This is a genomic window from Halorubellus litoreus (assembly GCF_037081675.1).
In the GTDB taxonomy this organism is placed as follows: domain Archaea; phylum Halobacteriota; class Halobacteria; order Halobacteriales; family Natrialbaceae; genus Halorubellus; species Halorubellus litoreus.
Genome location: NZ_JAZAQL010000001.1, coordinates 699,694 through 715,547 on the forward strand (window position 1 = coordinate 699,694; position 15,854 = coordinate 715,547).

Genomic DNA, 15,854 nt, shown 5'->3' on the forward strand with positions numbered 1-15,854 from the left:
GCACCGCCGAAGGGCCTCGAGAGTCGACGACGACGTCGCTCGCGCCTCCGGCGCGTCGCGACGCCCCGCCACCGCACCGCTGAGTGCGGGCGCCGACCGCGGGCGACGTGCCTGTCGACACGTTTTCCTGCCCCACCCGCGTAGCCGGTGCCATGAGCGACAACGCGCAGGCCGAGGCCGGGACCGCGGAAGGCCAGGGCCCCGTGAAGATAGACGAGGAACTCGCGCGACACCTGGAGAACAAGCGCGAGGACCTCTTCGAGAAGTTCGACATCCGCGACGAGTTCCCGCCGGAAGTCATCCAGGAGGCCGAAGAGCGCACCGAGGGCGTCCAGCAGGAGATCCAGGACGAGCTCGAGGAGCGCGAGGACCTGCGCGACCTGACGACGTGGACGACCGACCCCATCGACGCGCAGGACTTCGACGACGCACTCAGCATCCGCGAGAACGAGGACTCGTACACGCTCTGGGTGCACATCGCCGACGTCACGCACTACGTCCACCCCGAGTCGAAGATGTGGGAGGAAGCCGTGCAGCGCTCGAACACCGTGTACCTCCCCGCGTACACGATGCACATGCTGCCGCCGACGCTCGCCGAGACCGTGTGCTCGCTCGTCCCGAACGAGGACCGCCTCGCGCACACCGTCGAGATGGAACTCGACAAGGAGAACCTCGGGTACGAAGAGATAGACATCTACAAGTCCGTCATCGAGAGCGACGAACGCCTCACGTACAGTCAGGCCGAGCAGCGCCTCGACGACCCCGACGCCGACCTCCACGAGGAGAACCAGATGGTGTTCGAGCTCGCCGACCAACTCCACGAGCAACGCAAGGAGGACGGGTCGCTCGTCCTGAACCCGCGTCGGGACCGCGCGCACACCATCATCGAGGAGTGCATGCTGAAAGCGAACAAGGCCGTCACGCACGAACTCATGTGGAATCGCGGCGTCGAAGCGATGTACCGCGTGCACCCGCAGCCGACGCCCGACGAATGGGACAAGGCGCTCGTCGAGATACAGGACTTAGACGGCGTCTCCATCCCGGGGAGTAGCTGGGACGACCCGCGGAAGGCCGTGAACGCGACCCTCGAGGACGCTCCCGCGCGCCAACTCGACAAGATCCAGTGGGCGGTGATGAAGGTGATGCCGCGCGCGAAGTACATGAGCGACCCCTTCGGCGGCCATCACGCGCTGAACTTCGACATCTACGGGCACTTCACGAGCCCCATCCGGCGCCTCTCAGACCTCATCAATCACTGGATCGTGTACACGAACGACGTCCCCGAGGACCTCCAGGCGCTGTGCTCGCGCGCGTCGGACAAACAGAAGGACGCGGAGACCTGCGAGCGCGAGTACAAGGACTTCCTCACCGAGGTCGGCCTCGACCCGAACGCCGTGAACAACCGCGGTCTCGAAGTCGTCGAGGACGCCGAGGACGCCGACCACACGGTCTGATCCGCCGCGCGAACGCGCCCTCGCTCGCCTCGTACTGGCCGCGCTGAGCGATCTCGTCCTGGTTCGTTTTCGGTCACAGGTTCCTGCAGGAGCGTGCCCCGTATTCCGGAAGTTGTCGGCCGTTTGCTCGTCGATACATAAAGAGTGGACATCTGAATGGGACGGCCAATGATGTCATGGTGTATCAGGTAGCACTGGGTTCATGACGTGGGGATCGCAGCCGAGCGACCGACGCATCGACACCGAACGACCGACGACAGTGGGGGTGACCGAGGCGTGTACGCGCTCGGCCATCTGGGTCTAGTCCTCCTCGCCTTCGCCCCGATCGCCCGCCACCTCCGCCGCACGAATCGTACGCCACTCGCCGCCGCCGGGACCATACAGGTCGCCGCCCTGTCGACGATCCCCGACGCCGACCTCCTCCTCGCGAGCGTCTCGCATCGCGGCGTCACGCATACCGTCTGGTTCGCGCTCGCCGTCGGCAGCGGCCTCGCGACGCTCGCCGCCCTGCGAGCGCTCCGCCGACCACCGGCGCCCGGGCGGCGACGCTGGACCGCCGGACTCGCGAGCGGCCTCATCGGCGCGTTCGCCGTCCTCGCGCACCTCGTCGGCGACGTCATCACGCCGATGGGGATCACGCCGCTCGCACCCGTCGTCGACGCGCACTACTCGCTCGCGGTCGTCAACGCCGCCGACCCGAGCGCGAACAACGCGCTGTTCGCGCTCGGCGTGCTCGCGACGACCTCGACTTGGATCGCCGGACGCGTCCGCGTGCCACGAGCGCGACCGACCCCGCGGACCGTGCTCGCGTGGCTCGCGCGCATCGACCGCCGACCGTGGCGGACGCCGACCACGCACCGCGACGACCGCACCGCGGGACAATCGACGCGCGGCGCACTCGACGAGAACGCGCCGCGCTGACCCGGACCGGCGTCCGACCGGGAACCCTCGACAACGGGAACTGCACGCGCGCGGTTGCGGGTTCCCGAACATCGACAAGCCCCGGGTGCGTCCTCCGGGGTATGCCGACTGCACCAGACCTGAGCGGGTCGACCGCCTTCATCACCGGAACGACTCGCGGGATCGGGAAGGAGATCGCGCTCGCGCTCGCCGACGCCGGCGCGAACGTCGTCTCCACGGGGAAGACCGTCGACGACACTGACAGTGATCTAGAGGGCACCATCCACAAGACCGCCGAGGAGTGCGAGGCGAAGGGCGTGGACGCGCACGCCATCCAGTTGAACGTCCGCGACGAGGACGAAGTGGAGGCCGCCGTCGAGGAGGCCATCGACGAGTTCGGCGAGATAGACATCGTCATCAACAACGCGAGCGCGATCCAGATCGCGAACGTCGAGGACCTGCCCGCGAACCGCTTCGACCTGATGACGGACGTGAACGTCCGCGGGACGACGCTCGTCTCCCGCGCGTTCATCCCGCACCTCAAGGAGCAGGACGAGAGCTGGCTGCTGACGAACGCGCCGCCGGTGACGACCGACCGGTCGCCGGGGAAGGCGCCGTACGCGTGGTCGAAGCTCGGCATGTCGTTCGTGACGCTGTCGCTCGCGACGGAACTCGGCGGGTACGACGTCGGGTGTAACAGCTTCTGGCCGGCGACCGCCATCGACACGCGCGCGACGCGGTACTTCGGGCTCGGGACCGAAGACGACTGGCGGACGCCCGACGTCGTGAGCGACGCCGTCCTCGAGATACTCAAGCGCGACCCCAGCGAGTGCACGGGCAACGCGTTCTACGACGAGGAACTGCTCGCGGAGGCGGGCGTCGATGACTTCGCCGAGTACAACCTCACCGAAGGGGACCCGGCACCCACGTCCGCGCAGATGTTCAATCCCGAGTACGAACGCCCGTACTGACGCGGCACTCGCGACCGAGACTCGGCTACCGACCCCAAGCGTATTTCTTTCGAGACACGAAACGCGAGTACTGATGGCTACAGGTTCGGTCGTCGCGTCCGCGCTCTTGATACTCGTCTTGCTCGCGCTGGTCGTGTTCGTCGCGAACGAGAGCGCGCTCCTCCGCAACGCGACCCCCTACGAGTCGACGTGGCCGCATCCGGACCGAGAGGCCGCACGGGTCGTCCTCGAGGATGGCCGGGCGTTCGACGACCGCGAGTGGGAGGCCGTGGAGCGCACGCACTCGTATCTCGCCGCGAACCCCGAGGCGTGCGTCGACGACCTCCTGTTCGACGTCCGGCCGCTCGCGCGCTGCGGGCGACTGTCGCCCCGGGCGTGGTGGGCGGACGTCGTCGCACGCGGACTCGCCACGGAGAGCGACGTGGAACTGGACGCGGTTCGAGCGGGCGAGCGCGCGGTTCCGTCGGCGGCGCTCCGGGAGCGCGCGAGCGACCTCCCGGGGAGTCCGTTCGGGGACGCACCCGCGTTCAGGCCGGCGTACGCAGTGTCGCGACCGCGGGAAGACGACGGGTTCGGGGCGGCGCTCCCGGGGCCGTTCGCGGTCACGGACGTCGCCGCCGACGACCACCGGGTCGTCGTCGAGGGCGCCGACGAGCGGGCGGCGTTCTCGGTGGTCGACCGCGACGGCGACCTGGCGGTGGCGCCGGTCTCGGACGCGTACCGCCGCGAAGGCATCGCCGGCCCGCCCGCGGAGTGGTTCGTGGACGCGGCGAACGCGCTCGAAACCGTACTCCCGGAGCGGTTCGATGCCCTCGACGACGCAGATTCGCCGTGGCCGAGCACGGACGACTCGAGGAGAACTGAGTCCGGAGCGACCGGAGACGCCCCACCGGTCGTCGCACCCCCGGCGCACGCGCCGTCGGTCGACGCGTTCGACTGCACGGTCCACCGTGGACCGGCATCACCGTCCCAAGACGGAACTGCCACGGACGATGCGATATCGACCACGGACGATGCGACGACGGTCCCCGAAAACACGCGAACGATGGTCGACGTAGCCGGCGGCGGCGACCGCGAAGCACTCCTCGTCGACGCGGACGGCGTCGTCCGGTTCTCGTCCACCGGCGCTCGCCGCGGCCACGACCGCGTCTGGGCGACGCGCGCAGTCGCCGCCGCGGACGTCGCCGTGCACGACTCCCAGAACGCGTGATCGTCGCTGCTCGCAACCGTCTGCAGAACCCGGTTACGGGGTCGACGTCGACGCCACGGCTACGGCTCGGGCGTCCAGTTACAGGTCGTGCCGGTCGCAACGTCGGACTCGGTGCTGTACGCCGACAGGCACCCCCAGTTACAGAACGCGAACTCGCTCCCGTCCCTCGCGTCGACCGCGTCGGGGGCGCTCTCGAACACGACCACCGGGTCGTGCGCCTCCACCTCGCACCCGCAGTACGTACACTCGGTCATACCCCAACCGACGCGAGACGGGGACTTCCAACTTCCTCCTCGTCACCGCGTAACGCAGACGGCCACGCTGGCAGTCACTGGTCGGTGCGGTACTCCGCGATGGAGCGCGGGACCGCCGGGACGAGCGGTGCGCGCGACGTGAACTCGTAGAGGCTCTTCCGGAGCGCGCCCTTCCCGTACTGGACCGCGGACTTCGAGATGGGCGTCCGCCGACCGACGACGCTCGTGTCGCCGTTGCTCAGCGCTTCGACGACCTGCTGGACGGAGACGTCCGAGACGCTCGCCGCGTCGACCGCGACCTCGGTGTACGCACGGCCGACGTTCGGGAGGTAGTGCGCGTCGCTCCCCGCAACCGCCCCGTACCCGTACGATTCGGCGTACCGGCGTGCACGCCGGTTCCGCCAGCCCGTGAACAGCATCGAGTTGTACACCTCGACCGCGTCCACGCGCGTCTCGTCGAGCACGCGCCGCCGGACGCCGTGCCTGGTGCGCTGGAACGGATGCGGGACCACCGCCGCCCCACCGAGCTCGCGGACGCGCTCGACGGTCTCGCGGTAGCTCATCCCGCGCGCTGGCCGTTCCTCGACGCCGACCGCGAGCAGGTGTCCGTCCGCGGTCGACACCTCCACGCCGGGGATGCCGACGAGCCCGTACTCGGGCGCGAGCTCGGCCGCTTCGAGACTCGCCGCGATACGGTCGTGGTCGGTCACCACGATACCGTCGAGACCGATCGCGCTCGCGTGCTCCAGCAGGAGCTCCACGGGCTCGTGGCCGTCGTACGACAGCGACGAATGCACGTGCAGGTCCAGCGACAACAGCGTTCGGTCCCCAACCATCAGTTACTCTCCGTTTGCTCCCGACCGACGTGAACCTTCTCCCAAACCCCACCCCACGAAAAGAGTGAGTCAGTCCCCGACCGCGTGCTCGCTCCCCGCGCTCTTGGGCCCGACCGAGTCCTGCCGCCACTTCTTCTCCACGTCTCGGTTCGCGAGCACCACGAGGTCGCCGTCCTCCGCGCGAAGCCGCGTCTTCCGCAGGTCGATCGCGACGATCTCGCCCGTCACGCTCGCGGACTCCACCACGTCACCCTCGTTGAAGTCCGGGTCCCGCAGGAGGTAGACGCCCGCGACCGTATCCGCGATCATCTCCTTCAACGCGTACGCCACCCCGAGCCCGACGAACCCGCTCGCCGTCCCCAGGCTCGCCGCCACGTCCCCGAGCCCAACTATCTTGAACAACGCGAGCGCCGCCCCGAACCACAGGAACACGCCAACGATAGCCACCCACAAGTCCACGACGAGCTCCTGGTCCTCCGGATAGATCCGGTCGAACACCCGCCGCACCACCGTCAACACCACCCGAATCAGGACGTACGCGATCGCCAGGAACAGGATGCCAAGCAGCACGTGCGGAATCGCCTCCACGATCCCACGCACGAACTCCTCGACGACCACCTCCACGTCCACCGGCTCCGCAGGCTCAGTCTGCAATACCATACCACACGCGACTCGCCGCCCACACGAAAACGTACGGGGTAACAGACAGATAGCAATGCCATTCGCACGTCGGCAAACCCGTTCACTGAAGGTTTGAACCCGAAACCAGACGTGCTCTCCCTGCGTTCCCTACGCGCGACTGATAGGGCTTCGAACCACAGCTTCGGCGACGATTCATGCCGCTCGCGGTGGGGTCGCGGCAGAGAATAGTAGACGCGTTGGAAGGTCGCACCGTCAGCAGCAGTGTAGATTAGTAGTCAGATATTTTCGTTTGCCTTGAACCAAGTGACTGACCCCGCTCCTCGAGACTTCTCTCTTGAATCCAATCGGAAAAACCGTCCTCTCCATACACGATCTTCCCCGAGGTTTTCGACCCACCATGTGCGGCTTCGTGACAATGTGAACAGAGCGTTGCTAAGTTTGAATCATCATTCGTACCCCCCTGACTGACTGGCAAAACGTGGTGGACCTCTAATGCCGTTTCAACTTCCAGACCACAACGAAGGCAGGAACCACCATCCCGATTAATTATCTTCGTTCGCGCACCCGGGGAAACCTTCTCATTCTGGTTGGATTTTGACCACTCCTTCTCAAACCCGCCTCTCTCATCATCATATGAGAACCGCCTCGCATACGACGGTGAACAACCGATGGCTTCAGCGACCAGTTCTGACTCAATTTTCTGTTCGCAGTATTCATGTAGTCTACATATCTGTACTTCGTACGTTTCCGATTTCAGCCCTTCAGATTCGAGTAACGATTCCACAACCTCGCAAAATTCGGTTTTAACCGGCTCGGGACGCGGATGAGTAGAACGGTACTCTGTATAGAGTTCCCGTATTTCGTCAGCGGACACGGAGACCATCAATTATCAAAGGGAGAATTAGACTGATGAGACAAATGGTTTTGTCCTCACATAGACCAGACCAATTCCAATGAAACGAGACGAGAGCGCGCTGAGGATTTGAACCCGAAACCAGACGTGCTCTCCCTGCGTTCGCTGCCCGCGACTGGTAGGACTTCAAATCCCAGCTTCGGCTACGGTTCCCGCCGCTCACGCACGCCTCGCTGTCGCTCGCGGTGTGGTCGCGGCGGAGAATAGTGGACTCGCTGGGATCCCCGCGAGCGAACGCAGTGAGCGAGGGGGAATACAGCGAGCCCATGACTGTCGCGAGTGAAACGAGCGGCAGGAATGGACTCGCTGGGCAGGTACCGACGGGTATCGCCGCGCAGTCGTGTAGTTTTCTCATCATTCGAGGTGGTTTTTTCTGACGTTCATCTTCTCGCGCTCGGTTCGGGCGTCGTAGTGCTTGTAGAGGACGTCGAGGCTGACGTCCATCCGTTCGCTGACGGTCTCGGGGGGTGTCGAATCGTTGAGGTGGGTGGTGATGCTTCCACGTCGTATGTCGTGAGGAGAGCGGGCACTCGGGCACTTGCTCGGGTAGCCGTCGGCGCCGCGAGCGTCACACGTCTCCGGCTCGCGGTCGTGCGGGCACTCGCCGAGATTGCACGGGTGCGTGGCCTGGTTCACCCAGTTGTAGATGGTGTCGCCGGTCGGCCGCCCGTACTGGGTCGTGACGAGTGGTTCACGACCGTGGTCGTCGGTGACGTCGTGACGGTCCGGGTTCTCCCGGTACCCCTCGACGACCTCGTAGTCTCGCGGTCGAAGCCACACCCATCGTTCCCCGTTCTCGCCGTTCTTCAGGCGGGTTCCGTCGTCGAGACGGTGTCGGAGTACGATGGCGTTGTCCTCGGGCCGGAGGTCGTCGACGTCGATGGACCGGAGCGCACTCCGTCGCATGCCCGTCCGCCACAGGATGGTGAGGACGGCGTGGATGCGACTCGACCGATGATACTGGTTGTAGTAGTTGAGGATGCGCTCCGCGCGGTCCGACTTCAGCAGCTCGTCGCGACTTTCGGCGCCGTCCGGAAGATCGGGCGCGTGGACCTTCTCCGCGAGACCCTCGCGAACTCCCTCGATATCCGCCCAGTACCGGAGCGCCTGGCGGATGGTCGAAAGCTGTTTCTGGAGCGTGAGGGCGGCGATGTCGTCGCGACGCCACGCGACGAAGTCAGACAGGTCACGGCCCGTGAGGTCGTTCAGGTTCTCGATATCGCGCTCCGCACACCACGCCTTGAAGTAGTTCAGGCGGGTGCGTGCGTTTTCGAGCGTGCTCTCGCGAACGCTCGGCTCACGGTGTCGGAGGAACCGCTTCACGCCTTCGCTCGGCGGGAGGTCCTGGAGGTCATCGGTCATCGTCCGCTCCCTCCGTCGGCGCGAGCCTGCTGTTCGCTCGTCGAGTCGACCGCGGCGGGGGCGAGCGTGTCGCCCCACGCGGCGAGGACGTGCTCGAGGCGGAACGCCATCCACTGGTTCGCCGCGACCTCGAGGACGTCGAACCGCACGTGAACCTCGCCGCGCGCCTCGGTGATGGACCGGACGCGCATCGCGCCGAGCTTCGAGTGCTCGACGTGCGTCCCGACGGCAAGTCGGTGGCCGTCGACGACGACCGCGTCGACGTCCGCGCTCATGCTATCGTCCTCCGGTAGCCGCAGCGCTCGCACGTCTCGGCGGTCTCGACCTGGGGCCAGTCGTCGCTGGTCCGGTACGCGTCGTCGTCGACGACGTCGTCGCTCCAGGACGCGAGCACGCGCCGACCGGTCCGGCGCTCGACGAGGTAGAGCGCCCCGTCGCACTGCGGGCACGACGTCGCCTGGCGCTCGCGCTCGAGGACGCGCGAGCCAAGGTCGGGGTCGTCGACGAACCGGAGGTCGGTCGGCGGGACGTCGGGCGTCGGCCGCTTCATGACTTGACCTCGCGACCGCGCACGACGTCGACGGTTCGCGTGACGTCGTCGCGCTCGTCGAACGCTCTCTCGACGTCGACGAAGTCGGCGGTCCACCGAGGTTCGAACCGCATCACCGCGTCGTCCGTGCGGTCCTCGCGGCACTCCTCGCGACGGACGCGGAACGCGGTGACGGACTCGGGCGGGTCGACGCGCACGGCGCGGTGGCCGTCGAACGCCCACTCGTCGGCGCCGTGGAAGAGCGCCCGGTCGACCAGCTGGAGGTCCGTCCTGTTGACGCAGTCGGGGTCGCGGACGTCCTCGAGCGCGACGAACTCGTGGTCGTCGACATCGTCGAGCGCGGGCGTCACGCCGCCTCACCTCGTTGGTCGTCGACGTCGTAGCGCCCGGCGAGCTTCAGGAGGTCGAGCGTGCCGCGGTCGACGACTCGCGCCTCGGAACCGCCCTGTTCGGCGACCGCGTCGGTCGCGCGTGCCTTCGAGCTCGGCCCGGCGAGCAGCGCGAGTGTGCGGCCGACACCCTCGTCGACGGCGAAGTACTCCCCGCTCATGCCACCATCACCCCGAGCGGGACCGCGACGCCGGCCGTGATGAGCGAGAGCCCGACGACCGCCTTCGTGACCGGCCGCATCACGCGTCACCTCCGACGGCGTCGGGGTCGGCCTCGACGAGCGCCTTCGCGAGCGTGCCGCGGCGGTGGCCGCCGCCGGGACCGCGGTCACGTTCCGCGAGCTCGTCGAACGTGGCGCCGCAGTCGTTGCAGACGTACGCGGCGTCGGGGTCGCGCGACCGCGACGCGCTCGAGTGCTTGTCGCGGCGCGGGTAGACGTTCGTCTCGGCGGTCCCGCAGTGCGGGCACGCGCCGATGGTTGTCGCGTCCGTCACGCGCCACTCCCTCCACGAGTGTCGGTGCCGTGAGTGAAGACGCCGGACTTAGAACAGTCGGCGGCGTTGTCTCCCTCGGGGGCTCGCTGGTAGGACATCACGCGCTGGCCCCCGTCTCCTCGGGCCCCAAACCCGAGGATTCGTCCTGAACGCCGAGTTTCTCGGCGAGCGCGTCGCGGACGACGTCGCTCTTGTTCGGCCTGTAGCCGGTCGCTTCTTCGACCTCGTCCAGGTGCCGTTCAAGCCGGGCCTGGAGTTGGTCACCAATCCGGAATCCGATAGTCGGTGCCATTGCGTTTAGCGTGTTAAACGAGTCTAACAATATAACTTATGGTGCTATTAGACAAGCTGAAAATCCCACGTTGATTAGTTGTGTTGCGTGTAATACAGGTATAATGAGCGACGACGGCGAGACGACGGTGGGCTTTCGCGTAGATGACGAGCTACTCGAACAGTTCATGTTGGCGTACCGGAAGGCTCAGGCGGAGGGTCTCGCACCGGCAAACGGGGACAGGAGCCAAGCCTTTCGTCAGCTGATGCGCGCGTTCGTCAACGACCCGACCATCATCGAGAAGGGCTCGACGGATGCAGAGATCGAGTCCGGCGAAGACTCCTGAAGCACTCCGGGCAGAGGAGCGCGACGCCGACGTTCAGTTCGACGTACCGCCAGCCCGCCGCGTAGTGCTTCTCGGGCTTCGTACGACTGCAATCGGCACATCCTTCGGGCGACTGTTGTGGTGTCATCGTGGCCTCCCGTCTCGAACGAGAACGGAGATACACAAGAGCGTAGTCGGGTGGTTTCCGGAAACTTCCGGAAAGCTCGTCGAACCGCCAGATTCTCGCGGGAGGACGATAGACGCGGTGGTTCTGGAGTTTCAGCGGCGTTTCCGGAAAGCGTCCGCGAACCGGGTGACGGCGTCAGTAATCGAGTAGCACGTCGAGCGCGCGACTGTCCAGGTAGAGGTTGTGGCCGCTTCGAGAGACGAGGTCGGGATGGGTGAGTTCCGTGAAGAGGCGTTCGACGTCGTCGTGGTAGGACTCGGCCCGTTCCTCCTTGATGGCGAGAACGGGTTCGTACTCGCGCATCGTGCCGCGGTTGAGGACGACGGCGCGACACCAGACCGCTCGCGTCTCGGGAGTGGCGTCGAACAGCCACTCGGGAAGGTGTGCTGGGGCTTCGGTGGTCTTCCGGCCGGTGTGTGCGCCAGCAGCGGCGAGACAGCGCCCGAAGAGCGTGACGTGCTCGTCGACGACGATCTCGTTCACGCGCTCGTCGCCGAACATCGCCTCGGGCGCCTTCTCGGTTCGTTCGATGACCCGGTAGTTCAGGCCGACGGCGTCGAGCGCGGTAGCGAGCACGTCCATCTCGCTCTTCACGAACCCCCGGTTCTCGTTGATGCGCGCGTAGAACCGGGGCTGGTAGGAGTCGGCAGCGAGACTGCCGCCGCTGTAGATCCAGGCGACGAGGCGGGTCCAGGCGTGCCCGAGGTCGGTGTCGACGTCGACGTCGAGCCATCCGAGGTCGCGCGCGGTGTCGATGGCGCGGACGGGGTCGGGTTTCGCGTCGCCGTCGACCCACGGGCGGATACGGCTTCGTGGGAGTTCGAGCGCGGTCGCGACGGCGTGACTCCCCTTCTCGGGGTGGTCGGCACAGTACGATTGGACGCGTCGGTATTCTTGAACGCGAGCCCAGGCTTCCAGCTCTCCGTTCCGCGGGTAGGTGGACGCGAGCGCATATGGCGTGATTATCGTGACCATCGGGGTCGTCAGTGTGTCGACCTCGGGTGCCCGCCTGATAAAGGGAGTCTTTAGAGTATCTCTATCACACCGTGGTGCGCGCGATTCGCGCACGCTACGCGCACCAGTCCCGCCACCAATATCGTATATAAATGTTGTCCTGTGCGTTTCGAACAGCCATTTCGTGACAGAATAATATTTAATCTTGTAATGGTTCGTTACGGTATCGTAGAACCACAACCAGTCACCGGTTTTGAACAGTCTTCAAGCCGCCATTGAACGCGCGCAATTCGAGCTATACCAATTTCCAGACACACTTGACGAAGCGGAATCCGAACCGATGGCCGACGGGATTAAGTAAGAAGCTTCTAATCTGAATGGTAACATCGGCACGGTGGGTGAACCGTCAGCCGGTGTGGGAAACTACAACAATGCAACTGAAGAACCTCTTCGCGGACGAGGACGCGGTGTCGCCGGTCATCGGGGTCATCCTGATGGTGGCAATCACCGTCATCCTCGCAGCCGTGATCGGCGCGTTCGTACTCGGAATCGGCGGGAGCCAGGAACAGACTCCGCAGGCCAGCTTCTCGTATGAAGCACCCAGCGGCGGTGGTGCAGTAGACGTAACTCACCAAGGTGGAGACTCAATTGATGCCAGCAATATCCAGTTTGGTGGCGCTGTTTCCCCTGCGGTGGATCCGAGTAGCACGCCATCTGAGTGGACTGCAGGAACGACGCTCACTGCAAGTTCCGGGACCTGGAATCCTGGTGATTCCGTTACCGTGATTTGGTCCTCACCAAGCAGCGATTCCTCGAACATTATCGCAGAGGGGACCGCGTAATATGGATTTTAAAAGCCTATTCACTGATGAGGACGCGGTGTCGCCGGTCATCGGGGTCATCCTGATGGTGGCAATCACCGTCATCCTCGCAGCCGTGATCGGCGCGTTCGTACTCGGTATCGGCGGGAGCCAGGAACAAGTCCCGCAAGCTAGCTGGGACTTCGAACATTCGGGTGGTGAAGTAACTGCGACTCATGCAGGAGGAGACCAGATTAGTGCTAGCCAATTGTCGTCGACTGGTGACCACGCTGAAGGGTCTGGTATCTTCTCAAGCTATACAGAGGTCTCCGCTGGTGACTCCAGCCAAATCACTGATGGAACCGGAAGCTTCGGTTCTGGTGATACGATAAACATCGTCTGGAAGTCCCCTAGCAGTGACAGCTCGAACATCATCGGAACTTTCGAAGGTTAAAACATGAAACTCAACTCCATCTTCACTGATGAAGACGCGGTGTCGCCGGTCATCGGGGTCATCCTGATGGTGGCAATCACCGTCATCCTCGCAGCCGTGATTGGCGCGTTCGTACTCGGTATCGGCGGGAGTCAAGAACAGGTTCCTCAGGCTAGCTGGTCTTCAAGTGCTAATCCAACTGGGACTGGTGTCGAGGCCGGATTCGAGACTGCTGATGGCGACCTAGAGCAGAACGACGAGTTCACTATCGAACACCGGGGCGGTGACTCAATCCAGTGGAACCGGTTGAGCTTCAAGGTGACTGGAACCTCAACTGGTGCTAGTAGTACAACGTATACAGCAACGGTTGACCCGACTTCTGGGACCCAGGAAGGCACGTGGTTCTCCAACGGGGGGTCTGCTTACACTGGTACGAATACGATGAGCGCAGGCACTTCATTTACAATCACTGAAGGAACCGTGAGCGGCACGGACCTGTACCTTATCGACGGTGGCCAAGTCAGCGTAGTCTGGAGTTCTGGTAGTAGCGATTCTACCCAGATTATCAGCACGCAGGAGATCTAAGTTCTCCTGTCGCCCTATTTTTATGCAGCTAAGAGCGCTCATTACTGACGAAGATGCCATTTCTTCGACCATCGGAGTCGTGTTGATGGTGGCGGTGACTGTCATCCTCGCAGCAGCGGTAGGGACGTTCGCGCTCGGCCTGGCGGAAGAATCGACGAAGGAGACGCCGTCAGCTTCGATAGAAACAGAACGCGGGGTAACGACAGTGGCAGGGACGACGCACCAGACGATGGACATCACGATCATCGGTGGGGATGCGCTGAAGCCGAAGTTTGTGACGGTCAAGCTGGATGGGTCGGTAGTGTGGAACTCCGACGAACAGGCTGGAGCGACCACCGGAATTGCGATATACAATTCGAAGACTTGGCCGACGTCGTCGAAGATCGAGTCCGGTGATACGCTCGGGCTGCGTGAGGATGGAACGACGTTCACGAGCGATAAGACGTTCCAGGTGGTCTGGAATAACGGCCAGAAGTCGCAGGTTCTCGGCTCGGCCGCTGCGAACTAACTCAACTTCTCTTCTCGCCTCGGTCTCCCTGCGGTCGCACGTCGACAAACCGGTTCGCCCGGATATGAACACGAGTCGCGCCTCCAGGACGACCGCCGTGTTCACGAGCGCGGGGGTCGCACCGAGATCGTGCCCGACTTGAGCTCGTCGACGACCGCCTTCGACACCATTCTTTATATGTTGACCTCCAGTGGCTGACCGCAGCAAACTAGGAATAGCAGCTCGTGTTCACGAGCATGGCACGCCGAGACGTCCCCGGCAGCGTCCGCATCCGCACCGACGACGGCAACGAATGGCGATACGACGCAATCCAGGCCGCCGCCGACTACTACGACTGCAACCGGTCAGACGCCGTCGCGTACGCGTGCGAGGATATGACAGGAGCCGTTGGTTTTCTTGAAGAGGTCCTGAACCGGAAGGACTTGAGCCAACAACAACGTGAGGAACTTGTTCAATCCGCAAATTCCCACCTTCGAGGTATCCAAACAGAGGTACGGTGTCAAGTGTCTATTCACACGGAGTCAAACAAATAGAAGAGTAAATCCTAACGCACGCCAATTTTAAGTCTTGTAAGAATAATGACCGACTATGGACCCGGGTGAGATTTTTGGTGCAATTGCCACATTTGTCGTTGGAGCAATCGTAATTCTGTCTCTCTTGGGCGTGAGCATCGGAAGCGGAATAATGGATATCGCCACCTCAATCCTCATATTTGCATTTGTTGTTGCTGTTATAGTTGGGCTTCTGAGCGAAGGCTTCTGAACCATGTCCGAGTCTACTAATCTGGAATCCGAAAAGGAAGAAACTACACCGATACGTGCCCGAGTACCAGACTCGCTTTCGCGACTACTAAATCTGGATTTACTGGACGAGATTCTTCGAGACTTGGGCGAGATTCATTGGTTCAGAGTCTCAATTACCACATTCTACGTCGGCGTAATGGGGCTCAGTATCTGGGGTGCGGTCTTCTCAATCGCTTTCGGGTTTTCATATTTATTTGATTCATCAGGGATACTTAGTAGCATAAGCAGATTTGCCACTGTGGGCCCTCTAATCCCTGTCGTCCTGTGGATGTTTGCAGGCTTCTCAAAATATGTAGCTACAAATCTTAGCGAATCGTTTGAGGGAGAGATAGCGAATTGGTCGACAGTAGACAATATCAAAATGTCCCTTGTTGCGTCGTTCAGTCTCGGTGCGGCATTCATTCTCCGGTATTTTGTTTTTCGCGCTGGGTATGAGGTATACCAAGATGGAATTACCCAGTACGAACTCGGAGGGCTCATTATCGTTGATTTTTCTTGGGTTAGCTTGCTACTCATAGGGATTGGAGCATATGGTGCAATCCTATCCGAACAGTCCTACTAAGAACTAAAATTTCAGAACTTCTATTGGGACCTTCGCTTTCCGTGAACCACGATGACCGCCTGTGGAGGACCACTGCATCGGCGGTATCTTCGTTGCTCGCTTCATCCGAACCTTCAGCACGCGCATCCCGCGGCCGCTCCTGGAGTACGGCGCGAATGCGTACCAGCCGTCGGCGTCAAGGAGCTGGTCGTGCGCTCGTTCGTAGATCTGGAAGTAGCCCGTGGAGTCGACGTCGCAGCTCTTTATCTCGACGGGCGTCCCGTTCTGGAACTTCGCGTCGTGCCAGTAGCACCGCGCGGGCTCGAGGTCGCGCTCCTCGATGACGTGGTGCTCGGCCGCGGTGCCGTACTTGTTCGCTTTCTTCGACGGCATCGTTACCCTCCGGGGACCGCGAACCCGACCGTGCCGGGGGCGCGTCGCGACGCGCCACCCGTCCCGCGCACGCGCCGA

General features: G+C 63.3%; 25 protein-coding genes. 12 read left to right on the forward strand and 13 right to left on the reverse strand.

The window, feature by feature from the left end:
* Positions 1–152: 152 nt before the first annotated feature.
* The 4 genes from VYJ16_RS03510 (at position 153) to VYJ16_RS03525 (ending at position 4,535) form a co-directional block, all read left to right on the forward strand.
* Complete coding sequence (locus tag VYJ16_RS03510; protein ID WP_336348927.1) at positions 153–1,454, forward strand: ribonuclease catalytic domain-containing protein; 1,302 nt, start codon at positions 153–155, stop codon at positions 1,452–1,454.
* A gap of 276 nt (positions 1,455–1,730) precedes the next feature.
* Positions 1,731–2,375 (forward strand): metal-dependent hydrolase, encoded by a 645-nt coding sequence (locus VYJ16_RS03515; protein ID WP_336348928.1) that lies wholly within the window; start codon positions 1,731–1,733, stop codon positions 2,373–2,375.
* 101 nt (positions 2,376–2,476) lie between these two features.
* Entirely contained in the window at positions 2,477–3,325 is an 849-nt protein-coding gene (locus VYJ16_RS03520; protein WP_336348929.1) for an SDR family oxidoreductase, read from the forward strand.
* 73 nt (positions 3,326–3,398) lie between these two features.
* On the forward strand, positions 3,399–4,535 hold the full coding sequence (locus VYJ16_RS03525) for a hypothetical protein (protein WP_336348930.1): 1,137 nt from the start codon (positions 3,399–3,401) through the stop codon (positions 4,533–4,535).
* Positions 4,536–4,594: 59 nt separating this feature from the next.
* Here the strand turns inward: VYJ16_RS03525 and VYJ16_RS03530 are convergent, their stop codons facing one another.
* The 11 genes from VYJ16_RS03530 to VYJ16_RS03580 all read right to left on the reverse strand — a co-directional run bounded on the left by VYJ16_RS03530 (position 4,595) and on the right by VYJ16_RS03580 (position 10,268).
* The gene (locus tag VYJ16_RS03530; RefSeq protein ID WP_336348931.1) at positions 4,595–4,789 is read right to left on the reverse strand and encodes a hypothetical protein; all 195 of its coding nucleotides are present in this window, start codon (positions 4,787–4,789) and stop codon (positions 4,595–4,597) included.
* 74 nt (positions 4,790–4,863) lie between these two features.
* A complete protein-coding gene (locus VYJ16_RS03535) occupies positions 4,864–5,625 on the reverse strand; it encodes a PHP domain-containing protein (RefSeq protein WP_336348932.1) in 762 nt (253 codons plus the stop codon).
* Between the two features lie 69 nt (positions 5,626–5,694).
* Positions 5,695–6,285: a mechanosensitive ion channel domain-containing protein gene (locus VYJ16_RS03540; RefSeq protein ID WP_336348933.1), complete on the reverse strand. Its 591-nt coding sequence runs from the start codon at positions 6,283–6,285 to the stop codon at positions 5,695–5,697.
* A 250-nt stretch (positions 6,286–6,535) separates the two neighbouring features.
* Complete coding sequence (locus tag VYJ16_RS03545; RefSeq protein ID WP_336348934.1) at positions 6,536–7,150, reverse strand: HNH endonuclease; 615 nt, start codon at positions 7,148–7,150, stop codon at positions 6,536–6,538.
* Between the two features lie 384 nt (positions 7,151–7,534).
* On the reverse strand, positions 7,535–8,542 hold the full coding sequence (locus tag VYJ16_RS03550; protein WP_336348935.1) for a tyrosine-type recombinase/integrase: 1,008 nt from the start codon (positions 8,540–8,542) through the stop codon (positions 7,535–7,537).
* A complete protein-coding gene (locus tag VYJ16_RS03555; RefSeq protein WP_336348936.1) occupies positions 8,539–8,817 on the reverse strand; it encodes a hypothetical protein in 279 nt (92 codons plus the stop codon). Before VYJ16_RS03555 ends, VYJ16_RS03550 begins: the two co-directional genes overlap by 4 nt.
* Positions 8,814–9,092: a hypothetical protein gene (locus tag VYJ16_RS03560; protein ID WP_336348937.1), complete on the reverse strand. Its 279-nt coding sequence runs from the start codon at positions 9,090–9,092 to the stop codon at positions 8,814–8,816. Before VYJ16_RS03560 ends, VYJ16_RS03555 begins: the two co-directional genes overlap by 4 nt.
* Positions 9,089–9,442, reverse strand: coding sequence for a hypothetical protein (locus VYJ16_RS03565; protein WP_336348938.1), 354 nt, complete (start codon positions 9,440–9,442; stop codon positions 9,089–9,091). Before VYJ16_RS03565 ends, VYJ16_RS03560 begins: the two co-directional genes overlap by 4 nt.
* The gene (locus VYJ16_RS03570; protein WP_336348939.1) at positions 9,439–9,642 is read right to left on the reverse strand and encodes a hypothetical protein; all 204 of its coding nucleotides are present in this window, start codon (positions 9,640–9,642) and stop codon (positions 9,439–9,441) included. Before VYJ16_RS03570 ends, VYJ16_RS03565 begins: the two co-directional genes overlap by 4 nt.
* Before the next feature lie 79 nt (positions 9,643–9,721).
* A complete protein-coding gene (locus tag VYJ16_RS03575; RefSeq protein WP_336348940.1) occupies positions 9,722–9,976 on the reverse strand; it encodes a hypothetical protein in 255 nt (84 codons plus the stop codon).
* A gap of 97 nt (positions 9,977–10,073) precedes the next feature.
* Positions 10,074–10,268, reverse strand: coding sequence for a ribbon-helix-helix domain-containing protein (locus VYJ16_RS03580; RefSeq protein ID WP_336348941.1), 195 nt, complete (start codon positions 10,266–10,268; stop codon positions 10,074–10,076).
* 103 nt (positions 10,269–10,371) lie between these two features.
* Between VYJ16_RS03580 and VYJ16_RS03585 the strand changes: the two genes are divergently transcribed.
* Positions 10,372–10,593 carry a hypothetical protein gene (locus VYJ16_RS03585; protein WP_336348942.1) on the forward strand — a complete coding sequence of 74 codons (222 nt, stop codon included), beginning with the start codon at positions 10,372–10,374 and terminating at the stop codon, positions 10,591–10,593.
* Positions 10,594–10,894: 301 nt separating this feature from the next.
* Here VYJ16_RS03585 and VYJ16_RS03590 read toward each other — a convergent pair whose 3' ends face one another.
* Complete coding sequence (locus VYJ16_RS03590; RefSeq protein ID WP_336348943.1) at positions 10,895–11,734, reverse strand: hypothetical protein; 840 nt, start codon at positions 11,732–11,734, stop codon at positions 10,895–10,897.
* Positions 11,735–12,144: 410 nt separating this feature from the next.
* Here VYJ16_RS03590 and VYJ16_RS03595 point away from each other — a divergent pair, with 410 nt between their 5' ends.
* The 7 genes from VYJ16_RS03595 (at position 12,145) to VYJ16_RS03625 (ending at position 15,404) form a co-directional block, all read left to right on the forward strand.
* Positions 12,145–12,555: a type IV pilin N-terminal domain-containing protein gene (locus VYJ16_RS03595; RefSeq protein ID WP_336348944.1), complete on the forward strand. Its 411-nt coding sequence runs from the start codon at positions 12,145–12,147 to the stop codon at positions 12,553–12,555.
* Position 12,556: 1 nt separating this feature from the next.
* Positions 12,557–12,967, forward strand: a complete 411-nt coding sequence (locus VYJ16_RS03600; RefSeq protein WP_336348945.1) for a type IV pilin N-terminal domain-containing protein — start codon at positions 12,557–12,559, stop codon at positions 12,965–12,967.
* A 3-nt stretch (positions 12,968–12,970) separates the two neighbouring features.
* Positions 12,971–13,531, forward strand: a complete 561-nt coding sequence (locus tag VYJ16_RS03605) for a type IV pilin N-terminal domain-containing protein (RefSeq protein WP_336348946.1) — start codon at positions 12,971–12,973, stop codon at positions 13,529–13,531.
* A 22-nt stretch (positions 13,532–13,553) separates the two neighbouring features.
* Positions 13,554–14,039, forward strand: a complete 486-nt coding sequence (locus VYJ16_RS03610) for a type IV pilin N-terminal domain-containing protein (protein ID WP_336348947.1) — start codon at positions 13,554–13,556, stop codon at positions 14,037–14,039.
* 236 nt (positions 14,040–14,275) lie between these two features.
* Positions 14,276–14,572: a DUF7692 domain-containing protein gene (locus tag VYJ16_RS03615; RefSeq protein WP_336348948.1), complete on the forward strand. Its 297-nt coding sequence runs from the start codon at positions 14,276–14,278 to the stop codon at positions 14,570–14,572.
* A gap of 55 nt (positions 14,573–14,627) precedes the next feature.
* Positions 14,628–14,801 (forward strand): hypothetical protein, encoded by a 174-nt coding sequence (locus tag VYJ16_RS03620; RefSeq protein ID WP_336348949.1) that lies wholly within the window; start codon positions 14,628–14,630, stop codon positions 14,799–14,801.
* 3 nt (positions 14,802–14,804) lie between these two features.
* Positions 14,805–15,404, forward strand: a complete 600-nt coding sequence (locus tag VYJ16_RS03625) for a hypothetical protein (protein ID WP_336348950.1) — start codon at positions 14,805–14,807, stop codon at positions 15,402–15,404.
* A gap of 3 nt (positions 15,405–15,407) precedes the next feature.
* On the opposite strand, the gene VYJ16_RS03630 is transcribed toward VYJ16_RS03625, so the two are convergent.
* The gene (locus VYJ16_RS03630) at positions 15,408–15,776 is read right to left on the reverse strand and encodes a PD-(D/E)XK family putative nuclease (RefSeq protein WP_336348951.1); all 369 of its coding nucleotides are present in this window, start codon (positions 15,774–15,776) and stop codon (positions 15,408–15,410) included.
* Positions 15,777–15,854: the final 78 nt, after the last annotated feature.

Bases quoted from the DNA above. Each gene is read 5' to 3' on its own strand.
- VYJ16_RS03620 (WP_336348949.1), top strand. From the start codon at position 14,628: ATGGACCCGGGTGAGATTTTTGGTGCAATTGCCACATTTGTCGTTGGA.
- VYJ16_RS03540 (WP_336348933.1), bottom strand. From the start codon at position 6,285: ATGGTATTGCAGACTGAGCCTGCGGAGCCGGTGGACGTGGAGGTGGTC.
- VYJ16_RS03550 (WP_336348935.1), bottom strand. From the start codon at position 8,542: ATGACCGATGACCTCCAGGACCTCCCGCCGAGCGAAGGCGTGAAGCGG.
- VYJ16_RS03555 (WP_336348936.1), bottom strand. From the start codon at position 8,817: ATGAGCGCGGACGTCGACGCGGTCGTCGTCGACGGCCACCGACTTGCC.
- VYJ16_RS03510 (WP_336348927.1), top strand. From the start codon at position 153: ATGAGCGACAACGCGCAGGCCGAGGCCGGGACCGCGGAAGGCCAGGGC.
- VYJ16_RS03590 (WP_336348943.1), bottom strand. From the start codon at position 11,734: ATGGTCACGATAATCACGCCATATGCGCTCGCGTCCACCTACCCGCGG.
- VYJ16_RS03530 (WP_336348931.1), bottom strand. From the start codon at position 4,789: ATGACCGAGTGTACGTACTGCGGGTGCGAGGTGGAGGCGCACGACCCG.
- VYJ16_RS03625 (WP_336348950.1), top strand. From the start codon at position 14,805: ATGTCCGAGTCTACTAATCTGGAATCCGAAAAGGAAGAAACTACACCG.
- VYJ16_RS03595 (WP_336348944.1), top strand. From the start codon at position 12,145: ATGCAACTGAAGAACCTCTTCGCGGACGAGGACGCGGTGTCGCCGGTC.
- VYJ16_RS03520 (WP_336348929.1), top strand. From the start codon at position 2,477: ATGCCGACTGCACCAGACCTGAGCGGGTCGACCGCCTTCATCACCGGA.
- VYJ16_RS03525 (WP_336348930.1), top strand. From the start codon at position 3,399: ATGGCTACAGGTTCGGTCGTCGCGTCCGCGCTCTTGATACTCGTCTTG.
- VYJ16_RS03630 (WP_336348951.1), bottom strand. From the start codon at position 15,776: ATGCCGTCGAAGAAAGCGAACAAGTACGGCACCGCGGCCGAGCACCAC.
- VYJ16_RS03585 (WP_336348942.1), top strand. From the start codon at position 10,372: ATGAGCGACGACGGCGAGACGACGGTGGGCTTTCGCGTAGATGACGAG.
- VYJ16_RS03605 (WP_336348946.1), top strand. From the start codon at position 12,971: ATGAAACTCAACTCCATCTTCACTGATGAAGACGCGGTGTCGCCGGTC.
- VYJ16_RS03600 (WP_336348945.1), top strand. From the start codon at position 12,557: ATGGATTTTAAAAGCCTATTCACTGATGAGGACGCGGTGTCGCCGGTC.
- VYJ16_RS03570 (WP_336348939.1), bottom strand. From the start codon at position 9,642: ATGAGCGGGGAGTACTTCGCCGTCGACGAGGGTGTCGGCCGCACACTC.
- VYJ16_RS03615 (WP_336348948.1), top strand. From the start codon at position 14,276: ATGGCACGCCGAGACGTCCCCGGCAGCGTCCGCATCCGCACCGACGAC.
- VYJ16_RS03535 (WP_336348932.1), bottom strand. From the start codon at position 5,625: ATGGTTGGGGACCGAACGCTGTTGTCGCTGGACCTGCACGTGCATTCG.
- VYJ16_RS03610 (WP_336348947.1), top strand. From the start codon at position 13,554: ATGCAGCTAAGAGCGCTCATTACTGACGAAGATGCCATTTCTTCGACC.
- VYJ16_RS03560 (WP_336348937.1), bottom strand. From the start codon at position 9,092: ATGAAGCGGCCGACGCCCGACGTCCCGCCGACCGACCTCCGGTTCGTC.
- VYJ16_RS03580 (WP_336348941.1), bottom strand. From the start codon at position 10,268: ATGGCACCGACTATCGGATTCCGGATTGGTGACCAACTCCAGGCCCGG.
- VYJ16_RS03545 (WP_336348934.1), bottom strand. From the start codon at position 7,150: ATGGTCTCCGTGTCCGCTGACGAAATACGGGAACTCTATACAGAGTAC.